We start from the raw sequence: 9,903 nt of genomic DNA, 5'->3' as shown, positions 1-9,903 counted from the left end.
TCGAGCGGACGACGGGATTCGAACCCGCGACCCCCACCTTGGCAAGGTGGTGCTCTACCAGCTGAGCTACGTCCGCACATGTCAACGTCTCGTTGAGTGCTTGACTAATATAGCGAGTAAATCCTGAGGTTGTCTAATCCGCAAAACATGAGGTGTACCACCGTGTGGCTCATTTGCACTGACCACACCGTCTCGGCTATTGTCAGGTGGCATCCAGACCTGGATCTCGAGGCAAAAACCTTCCCCAGATCTGGAGCCTATGGGCGATTAGCGTAGTGGTAGCGCGCTTCCTTCACACGGAAGAGGTCACTGGTTCGATCCCAGTATCGCCCACCGCAAGACCTTCGAGGACTCGCTGTTTTTACCTGCAGCACTCGAGGGTCTTTTTTGACTTCGTACGAGGGTGTGGGGTCCGATGAGTCCTAGGCCTTAGTACTTAAGGCGCTCCTTGCGCATAATCTTTACACTCGCAATATTTCATAGTGTCCTCAATGTAGCGAACGTGCACCCCATTGAGAAAATACCGAATAATCGCATTAAATTTACACGCGCTACCTCAGGTGGGCGTCCAGCTAAATAAGGGGATGAAAGTCTTACCTAATTCGACAGGCGTCGCATAACCATTGATAACACGCGGATTTTTGGATATTCCGGTACGTATTTGCCACATTATTCATCCCGACTTTTTGGCTCAAACACACGAATAAGTCCCTGTCGCGAGCAAACTAATATACAGTAGTCATTATCCGCCCAATCACGCCAATGACGAGGTGACATAGTGACCACACACGATCCTGTGTTAACAACAGAAGAAGAGACGGAGCACCAGCCCAAGTGGGGCATGGTGATTGATCTACAAAAGTGCGTTGGATGCGACTCGTGCACTGTCGCATGTAAAGCCGAAAACCGCACTCCCCCAGGCGTCACGTATAACGTGGTGCTCGAAGAGGAAGTCGGCACTTTTCCCAACGTACGTCGCATGAGCATTCCACGCCCGTGCATGCAGTGCGATGACCCGCCCTGCGTGCTCGTGTGCCCAGCCAACGCGACCTACAAAGGTGAGGACGGCGTCGTCGTCATCAATAAGGACCGTTGCATCGGATGCCGCTACTGCATCACGGCCTGCCCTTACGGCGCACGCTCGTTTGACTTCGGCGAAACTTACGAAGACGAAATGGTTGGCTTCAACGAGCTCCAAGTCGACGAGTGGGGAACCGAATTCGGCGAGCGTGGTGGCGTCTGGTCACCGCCTGTGGGACAGGTGCGCAAGTGTACGTTCTGTGCACACCGCATCCCTCGCGGCGAGGAGCCGGCCTGCGTGGAAACATGCATTGGCGATGCTCGCTACTTTGGCGATCTGAACGACCCGAATTCCGTGGTGACTAAGTTCGCTGCAGATCCACGTGCCTTCCGCCTCAAGGAAGAGTCGGGCACAAATCCCAGTGTGTACTACTTGAGGTGATTAACGATGTCGCAAACACTCGAACGTGAAAAAAGCGTAGAGCGTGAAAATCCTGCAGATGCCAACGAGCGTCGTGGCATTCGCCGCTTCCTTAACGAGGGCCACGGACGCGAACCATTCCTGCGCCCCAAGGCAAGAATGTTTTGGTACGGACTACTAGGAATCGGCATACTCGTTGGAATTCCTGGCGTGTGGACGCGGCTAACCCAAGGTCTCCAGATGACGGACCTTGGGCCACAAATGCCGTGGGGCCTGTGGATCTCGGTATATATTTTCTTTGTTGGCCTCTCGGCAGGAGCCTTCCTCCTATCGACCCTTGTCTACGTTTTTGGGATGTATCAATTCGAGACAATTGGTCGGGCCGCTCTCCTATCCGCGATCATTTCGATGTTCGTTGCGTTGGCGCTGATCGGCATGGATCTAGGTGCACTCCACAAATTCCCGTGGGTGTTCGATCAGTTCCACTGGTCATCTCCACTCTCGTGGGAGGTCAGATTCTATGTCTTATATATCGCCTTGCTGATTGCTGAACTCATCATCGCGGTGCGTCTGCACCGCGGCATGTCCGGCAATCCGTCAAGTGCGAAAACGTGGCTGAAGGTGCTTGGAATTATCGGCATCCCTCTCGCCATCGTCGGCGTGCACGGCGGCACCGGATCGATTTTCGCCGTCGTCGCCACCCGTTCAGGTTGGTATGGCGGACTGTTCCCGATCATCTTCGTCGTATCCGCCATGGTGTCCGGTACGGCGTTGCTCATGGCGGTCAACTACTGGCAGGCACGCGGAACTGGACGCAAGCCGGATAACTCGCTCCTTCGCGGACTGAGCCGAGTGCTCCTCGCAGCGGTCCTCATCGACATGCTGCTCACCTTCTACGAGTACTTCATCCCGTTCCTTGCCCACGACGCCAGCCACCACAGGATTCTCGAAATTCAGGCAACCGGCCCATTCTGGTGGACATTCATCATCATGCAACTACTCATGGTCATGGTGATCCCGGCAATTATCCTGCTGAGTCCGCTATCGAAGAAGACCGGTTGGATCGTTGCGGCAGCCATGATGGTCGTCATTGGCGTGTTCGGCGTTCGCCTCAACATCGTCATACCGCCTATGATTCCCGGAGTTATCGAGGGATACCCAGATAACGCGTACTTCCCGAGTTTCCTTGAGTGGTCTCTCGTCGCGTTCTTTGTGTTTGGCGGAGCGCTGCTCTACTCGCTCGTCTCCGAATGGCAGCCGATCCATGAGCCGGGCATTGAGGACCATCATGCACACGAGCTCGTCCACGACGGTGATCACCGCGTTGCGGCCGGTTCCGCACACGCCACCACGACCCCGAATGGAACGAGGTCCAACCCGCCGATTCGCTCCGGCACACACGAACCGGGCCCGACCACGCAAATTGCGCCCGCTGAAGGAGTTCAATCATGACCGAGACACAGAATACTGACAAGCGCGCCGGCGCCCCGATCATGGACACGCACGAAGCGGACAACCACGAAGGAAAGGGCAAGATCAATCGTCGCACCTTCCTTGGTGGCGCGGCCGCTGTGGCAGGAACCGCCGCGATGGCGTACACCTTCCGCCAGGGTTTCGAGGATCCGTATCTCGAGCCCACCCAACACGGGCGCGGCGACTTGGTCGATACCTACAACGAAACTGACATCGTCCACTCAATGTGCATGATGTGCAATACGTGGTGTTCGATCAAGGTTCGCCTTGCTGATGGCGGCAACACCGGAGCCACGGCACAAGTGCGAAAGATCGCGGGTAATCCCTACTCCGCTCTGACGACTCAGCCTGTTGGACCAATTCCCTACGACACGAGCCCCGCCGATGCGGTCAAGCCTCTGAACGTCATGAGCCGCGATTCGCGCTCTCGTTCAGGTGGAATCGCATGCCTCAAGGGTCAAGCTGGCATCCAAATTGCGCATGACGCCAAGCGCATCAAACAGCCGCTGAAGCGCGTGGGCGCCCGCGGTGAAGGCAAGTGGAAGACGATTTCGTGGGAAGAAGCTCTAGACGGGATTTTAAACGGTGACGACGAACTCGGCACCCCAGGTTTGACGCAGTGGTACCAATACGTGCCCGAAGAGCCCGTGATGGCGGACAAGGATGCAGTCGATAACGGGGAGATGACTCAGCAAGAGTTTGAGGACAAGTGGGGCGAGGCTCTCATCGATCCCAAGCGACCCGAGCTCGGCCCGAAGTCGAATCTACTCTCTGTCATGGGTGGCGATCGCCAGCAAATTATTGGAAACCGCTGGGCGAACAATATGTTCGGCACGATCAATCAGGTCAACCATGGCGGAACCTGTGGTGTGACGGGCGTGTTCGCGAATGCACGTTCGCATCCCGATAACGGCTTCCAACGAATGTATGGCGACATCGACTATGCCGATTACCTCGTTGTGTGGGGATCCGAACCACTCGTTGCCCAAAAGGGCCCGACCTTCCTTGCACCCCGAGTGGGCCTAGCCCGCGAGCGCGGTATGAAGATGACCGTGATCGATCCGAAGCTCTCGAAGACCGCCGAAAAGGCAGACCTGTGGGTTCCGGTTAAGCCTGGTGAAGATGCCTGGCTGGCCTGGGGCATCATCCGCTGGATCATCGAGAACGAGCGCTACGACGAGCAGTACCTACGTGCCCCGAGCAAGGACGCCGCCACTGAGATCGGCGAGCCTACCTACTCGGACGCGACGCACCTCGTCGTCGTCGACGAAGGTGAGGATTGGAAGACGAAACCGAAGCTTAACGTCGTCCACATGGGGATCGGTGAAGCGCCCGAAGAACAAGGGCAGCTCCCCGAGCCGATGTGCATGGTCAATGGCGAGCTGACTCCGGTCGATTCGGTGACGGAGCTGGCGGACCTTGAAGTCGATACGACGGTGGACACTCCAGATGGCCCGGTCAAGGTAAAATCCGCGTTCACGCTCTTGAAGGAGCGCGCGATGGAACACGAACTCGATACCTATGCGGATCGTTCGGGTACCACGGCGGACGTCATCTCGGAGATCGGTCACGACTTTACCGCGCACGGCAAGCGTGCGGTGGTCATGAGCTACCGCGGCCCAGCGATGCACGCCAATGGCTATGACGCCATTCGCGCGATCAACTACATCAACTTCCTCATCGGAAATCACGACTGGAAGGGTGGGCACATCACTGGGCAAAAGCAGTACACGCCGTGGGCGGGTCGCTATGACATCCAGCAGGGCGTGCCGAACGCACGCAAAGCCTGGGGCATGCCGATCACGCGCGAGCGCACGAAGTATGAGAACACCTCATTCTTCGAAGAGGACGGCTATCCCGCCAAGCGCAGGTTCTATCAGTTCCCTGGGAACCTGTGTCACGAGGTCATTCCCTCAGCGGAGGCCGGTTTCCCATACTCGCTTAACGCGCTGTTTATTCATCGCCACTCCCCCATCAATTCGGCGCCTAATGGCAGGGCGGCCGCGGAGACGCTCAAGAAGCAGGACAAGATCAAGCTCCTCGTCGTCTTCGACATCACGATGGGCGATACGGGTGTGTTCGCGGACTACCTTCTCCCGGATCTGACCTACCTCGAGCGTTTCTCACAGGAAGCAACGTATCCGGCGCAGCAATACGCAGTCACGCAGCTCGGTCAACCGACGACGCGTATATTCGAGGGACCACGCCCCGTCGAGGTCACCTACATGGAGATCGCGAAGGCCATGAACCTTCCGGGTATCGGCGAAAATGCATTCGGCGACGGCGCACACTGGAACACCTACGAAGACCTGTGGATGAAGGTAGCTGCCAACGTTGCTTTCTCCGGCGGGGATGCAGTTCCGGACGCCAACGAAGACGAGATGCGCATCTTCGAAGACACCCGCAATAAGGTGCTGAAGGACCACTTCGATGTCGAGACATGGAAGGCGGGTGTCACCGATGAAGAGTGGCCCAAGGTCGTCTACGTTCTCAACCGTGGCGGTCGTTTCGAAGGCCACGGCGAAGACCGCGCAAATGGGTACGACGCCGACAATCCAGAATGGCTGAAGTACCGCTACGAAGGCCTGTGCCAGTTCTACGAGCCGCGCGTGTCTGCTGCGAAAGATCCGATCACTGGCGAGTTCTTCGATGGCATGGCACGGTTGCGTGAAATTACACGAGCAGACGGCTCGCCGATTCCCGGACCAGATCAGGGCTATCCACTCAAGATGATTTCGTGGAAGGCACGGACGCAAGGAACGCACCGCACGGTCAATGCCGCGTGGCTTCGAGAACTGCGCCCGTCGAACTACCTGCACATCAACACCGTTGACGCCAAGGAACGCGGTATTGAGAATGGTGACAAGGTACGGCTGAAGTCACCCGCCGGCGAGATCGACGCGGTGGCAATGGTGACGGAAGGCATTCGACCGGGCGTTGTTGGTGCCGATGCCACCATGGGCCACACCCAATATGGATCGAAACCGTATGAGGTGGACGGCGAAATCGTCTCGCCACCGAAGAAGTACGGTCATGGCGACGCCGTCCAGCAGGTTGTACCCGGCAAGGAAGAACTCGGCTACGCCGGTCCGCGCGATAGCGGCTTCGGCGTGAATGAGCTCCTTGTTGGGGAAGATCTCGTTGGTGGTGGTGGCATGTCAGATCCGCTCGGTGGCGGTGCTGCCCAGCTCGACACGTGGATTGAGCTCGAGAAGGTGTAATGACCGACGAGCACCACGCGCTTGGACCCCAGCCGGTGGCGACCTCTCACGATGAGCAGTCGCCACCGGCTGGCGCTCTGGCCCCAACATACTCGCCAGTCGGTTGTGCACAAGAACTTGCCGCTGGCAGGGCTGTCAAATGCGACATGGCTGATTCCGGTGCGAGTTCGGCGCGCGTCACAGTGGAATGCTTTTCACGCGTTGACGCCGAGGTAATCGCGGCGGGCGCGTTGCTCGGTGGCGGTGCTCGACTCGAAACTGCCGATTGTGCGATGTGCCCCAAACTTACTCCGGACGTCGTCACGGTCTTCAAGAATGCTCGTACGTTCGCCCAAGGAACCGACGAACGTGCGATCGTGACAATTGAGAACGTAGGTATCGCCACCGACGACGACGCGCCGGATTCGGATACGACGCGGTCCTCGCGGACGCGGTGGAAATTCCGGAAGCGCTCAAAGACCGATCGTCCGGCACCCGCATTATCCCGCCGAGACTTATTTTTGATGGGATTCTCGAACGACCGGGAAGACGGGCGGGGCGACGCCACACACCCCTTGGCGAGTGTGCGCTTGGGAGCATCGGCCCGGCAGGTCTACCTTGCCGCACACCCCGATCCGCTCTTGCCTTCCGTAGTCGTGACCGGTTCGTGCACCGCGTGTGATGTATGTGCGCAGATCTGCCCCGCAGGTGCTTTGGCACTTACAGGTGAAGATCTCGTCTTTGACCCCGAACGCTGTGTCGAATGTGGTGAATGCGTGACGATGTGTCCCGAGAATGTGCTCGCTCTTAACCCGCGACGCCCAGGGCGAGGTGTGCGCGTCCTCGCACACGTGCCCAAGCAACAGTGCATGAAGTGTGGCCGCCCGCTAGGGCCCCACGAACGCGGTGTCTGCCACAACTGCTCGACGCTTGGAACTCTAACTAGCGGAATCTGGGACATGTACGAGGAGGGGCAGTGAATTCTGACAAGCAGTTGGAGAACACCGGCAGCGAGGCGCGTTCGGATCAGAAAACTTACGATCTCATGGCTAACACGGCCGCAGACCGAGCGGCAATGTGGGACATTTGTGCGGGCGTTCTTGAACGTCCCACCTCGAAATTCGTGAATGAACTACGAGCAGATGCCGTTGCGCCTCAAATACGCGCGGCCACGGCGTGGCTCGGTGATGAATTCGAAGCCAAGGACGTCATCGGTGCACTTGGCGCATTCGCCGGCCGATCGAACCGATTTAGCGCAGAGGATGATTTGGCCGAGCTCACTCGCGAGTGGGACGCATGGCTCGAGAACCCGGATGTTGAGCAATTTATCGCGCAAAGCTCCCGCGACGCTCGCGCCGAGGAAGACGCGTGGCGCAAGGGCGAACTCGAGGCAGCCAAGACTTTACGTGCAACTCAATTCCAAGCAATCGACGACAACTTTCAACAGCTGGTGGCGTGGTCCGAAAACGCAGACGAAAATACCTCCTCGCTCGTCGTGCAGGTGCTCGTTCGAATCGTCGCGGCCCACATTACTGCGGAATCAGGCCGAAATTTGCTGGGCCGGCTCGAGCGCCAGCGTGGCCACCTCCAGATGAAATTCGACTGATCGCGCACTCGTTGCGACGCTGATCGAATATCGGCGCCCGCGCACGAACCGCGGGAGTTTAGCGAAAATCACCACGTATGCCCGCGTTGGTTTACGAACTTGTCAACTAAACATGAGAGTCTTAGGGCATGGAAATTTGGCCAGGTAAACCTTATCCACTCGGTGCGACCTTCGATGGCACCGGCACGAACTTCGCGATCTTCTCCTCCGTGGCAGACAAGATCGAGCTATGCCTCGTTGACGACGACCTGAATGAGGAGCGCATTGAGATGCGCGAAGTCGACGCCTACGTGTGGCACTGCTACCTTCCGGGTATCCGGCCCGGGCAGCGGTATGGCTACCGTGTTCACGGTCCGTATGATCCCGACAATGGTCACCGGTGCGACCCCTCGAAGATTCTCCTTGATCCCTACGCCAAGGCGATTGAAGGAGAGGTCGAGAATCATCAGGCGAACTTCTCTTACGACTTCTACGATCACGCCAAGCGCTCCGAGCTCGATTCCCTCGGCCACACGATGCTCTCCATTGTTGTGAACCCATTCTTCGACTGGGGTCACGACCGCCCGCCGAAGCACGAATACCACAATTCGGTTATCTACGAGGCTCACCTCAAGGGCATGACCAAACTACATCCGGACATCCCCGAGGAGCTGCGTGGCACGTACATGGGTATGGCTCACCCCGCAATGGTGACGTACCTAGAGGAGCTGGGCGTCACCGCCGTCGAGCTCATGCCGGTTCACCAGTTCGTTAACGACACCTCGCTGATTGAGAAGGGTTTGTCAAACTACTGGGGTTACAACACAATCGGTTTTTTCGCTCCGCAGAACACTTTCTCGTCATCGGGAGAACGAGGTTCCCAAGTCGAAGAGTTCAAGGCGATGGTCAAGGCTTACCACGAGGCTGATATTGAGGTCATCCTTGACGTTGTCTACAACCACACTGCCGAGGGCAACCACATGGGTCCTACGCTGTCATTCCGAGGAATTGACAACGCCGCTTACTACCGCCTCGTTGAGGACGATAAAGCGCACTACTTCGACACCACCGGCACTGGCAACTCCTTGAACATGTCCTCCCCTCATAGCTTGCAACTGATCATGGATTCGTTGCGCTATTGGGTTGTTGACATGCACGTTGATGGCTTCCGTTTCGATCTAGCGTCGACGCTCGCCCGCGAGCTTCACGAAGTAGACAAGCTGTCGTCGTTCTTCGACATCATCCAGCAGGACCCGATTATTTCTCAGGTCAAGCTCATTGCCGAGCCGTGGGATGTTGGCGAAGGCGGCTACAACGTTGGCGAATTCCCGCCACTATGGACCGAATGGAACGGTGACTACCGCGACACGATGCGCGACTTCTGGCGTGGCGAACCGTCAACACTATCGGAGTTTGCCTCGCGTCTGACGGGCTCGTCTGATTTGTATGAGCACTCGGGCCGGCGCCCCTTTGCCTCGATCAATTTCATCACGGCTCACGATGGTTTCACTATGCGCGATCTCGTGTCCTATAACGAGAAGCACAATGATGCCAACGGCGAAGATAACGCGGACGGTTCAAATAACAACCGCTCGTGGAATCACGGAGCGGAAGGTCCGACTGACGACCCGGAGATTCATGAGCTACGTATCCGGCAGATCAAGAACATGTTCACCACGTTGCTGACGTCTCAAGGCGTGCCGATGATCTCGCACGGTGACGAAATTGGGCGCACCCAAGAGGGTAATAACAACGTCTACGCACAGGATAACGAGTTGTCATGGATGGACTGGGAACTCGATGATGACAAGATCGAGATCCACCGATTTGTACAATCACTTATTGCGCTGCGCAGGGAGCACCCGGTCTTCCGTCGTCGTCGTTTCTTTAAAGGAGCCGCCGGCCGCGGTGGCGAATCTGAACGTGGCGATATCGTCTGGTTCGTCAATAGTGGCGAGGAAATGGCCGATGAGGACTGGGACACCTGGTTTGCTCGGTCGGTGATGGTCTATCTCAATGGCGACCGCATTGCGGAACCCGATCCTCGTGGAAACAAGGTCGTTGACGACGATTTCTTGATCGCGTACAACGCCTCTGAGGAGGATCTCGACTTCGTCGTCCCCGAAACGATCGAGGATGCCACGTGGGAGGTTGTCCTATCGACTGACTCGGTTGAATACACGGGAGACACATACGTGGCTGGC

At 57.4% G+C, this 9,903-nt stretch carries 6 protein-coding genes, 2 tRNA genes and 1 pseudogene; 8 read left to right on the top strand and 1 reads right to left on the bottom strand.

Annotated features, from left to right (window positions below):
- Positions 1-3 precede the first annotated feature (3 nt).
- A tRNA-Gly gene (locus ACHFFR_RS05790) sits at positions 4-76 on the bottom strand.
- A gap of 185 nt (positions 77-261) precedes the next feature.
- On the opposite strand from ACHFFR_RS05790, the gene ACHFFR_RS05785 reads away from it, so the two are divergent.
- The 8 genes and pseudogenes from ACHFFR_RS05785 to glgX all read left to right on the top strand — a co-directional run.
- Positions 262-333, top strand: a tRNA-Val gene (locus tag ACHFFR_RS05785).
- A gap of 508 nt (positions 334-841) precedes the next feature.
- A pseudogene (locus ACHFFR_RS05780) lies at positions 842-895 on the top strand (hypothetical protein); the annotation flags it as partial.
- An 84-nt stretch (positions 896-979) separates the two neighbouring features.
- Positions 980-1,462, top strand: a complete 483-nt coding sequence (locus ACHFFR_RS05775; RefSeq protein WP_394263324.1) for a 4Fe-4S dicluster domain-containing protein — start codon at positions 980-982, stop codon at positions 1,460-1,462.
- A 6-nt stretch (positions 1,463-1,468) separates the two neighbouring features.
- Entirely contained in the window at positions 1,469-2,893 is a 1,425-nt protein-coding gene (gene nrfD, locus ACHFFR_RS05770; RefSeq protein ID WP_394263323.1) for an NrfD/PsrC family molybdoenzyme membrane anchor subunit, read from the top strand.
- Positions 2,890-6,135, top strand: coding sequence for a molybdopterin-dependent oxidoreductase (locus ACHFFR_RS05765; RefSeq protein ID WP_394263322.1), 3,246 nt, complete (start codon positions 2,890-2,892; stop codon positions 6,133-6,135). Before nrfD ends, ACHFFR_RS05765 begins: the two co-directional genes overlap by 4 nt.
- Positions 6,135-7,094 (top strand): 4Fe-4S dicluster domain-containing protein, encoded by a 960-nt coding sequence (locus ACHFFR_RS05760; protein ID WP_394263321.1) that lies wholly within the window; start codon positions 6,135-6,137, stop codon positions 7,092-7,094. Before ACHFFR_RS05765 ends, ACHFFR_RS05760 begins: the two co-directional genes overlap by 1 nt.
- The gene (locus ACHFFR_RS05755) at positions 7,091-7,720 is read left to right on the top strand and encodes a hypothetical protein (RefSeq protein WP_394263320.1); all 630 of its coding nucleotides are present in this window, start codon (positions 7,091-7,093) and stop codon (positions 7,718-7,720) included. Before ACHFFR_RS05760 ends, ACHFFR_RS05755 begins: the two co-directional genes overlap by 4 nt.
- 128 nt (positions 7,721-7,848) lie before the next feature.
- A partial coding sequence (gene glgX / locus ACHFFR_RS05750; RefSeq protein WP_394263319.1) for a glycogen debranching protein GlgX occupies positions 7,849-9,903 on the top strand: 2,055 nt, incomplete at its 3' end.

This window comes from Trueperella sp., from assembly GCF_043424875.1.
In the GTDB taxonomy this organism is placed as follows: Bacteria; Actinomycetota; Actinomycetes; order Actinomycetales; family Actinomycetaceae; genus Trueperella.
This window is presented reverse-complemented; position numbering and strand designations above follow the sequence as displayed.

Excerpts from the sequence above, each read along its gene's own strand:
- ACHFFR_RS05775 (WP_394263324.1), top strand. The coding sequence starts at position 980 with ATGAGCATTCCACGCCCGTGCATGCAGTGCGATGACCCGCCCTGCGTG.
- nrfD (WP_394263323.1), top strand. The coding sequence starts at position 1,469 with ATGTCGCAAACACTCGAACGTGAAAAAAGCGTAGAGCGTGAAAATCCT.
- ACHFFR_RS05765 (WP_394263322.1), top strand. The coding sequence starts at position 2,890 with ATGACCGAGACACAGAATACTGACAAGCGCGCCGGCGCCCCGATCATG.
- ACHFFR_RS05760 (WP_394263321.1), top strand. The coding sequence starts at position 6,135 with ATGACCGACGAGCACCACGCGCTTGGACCCCAGCCGGTGGCGACCTCT.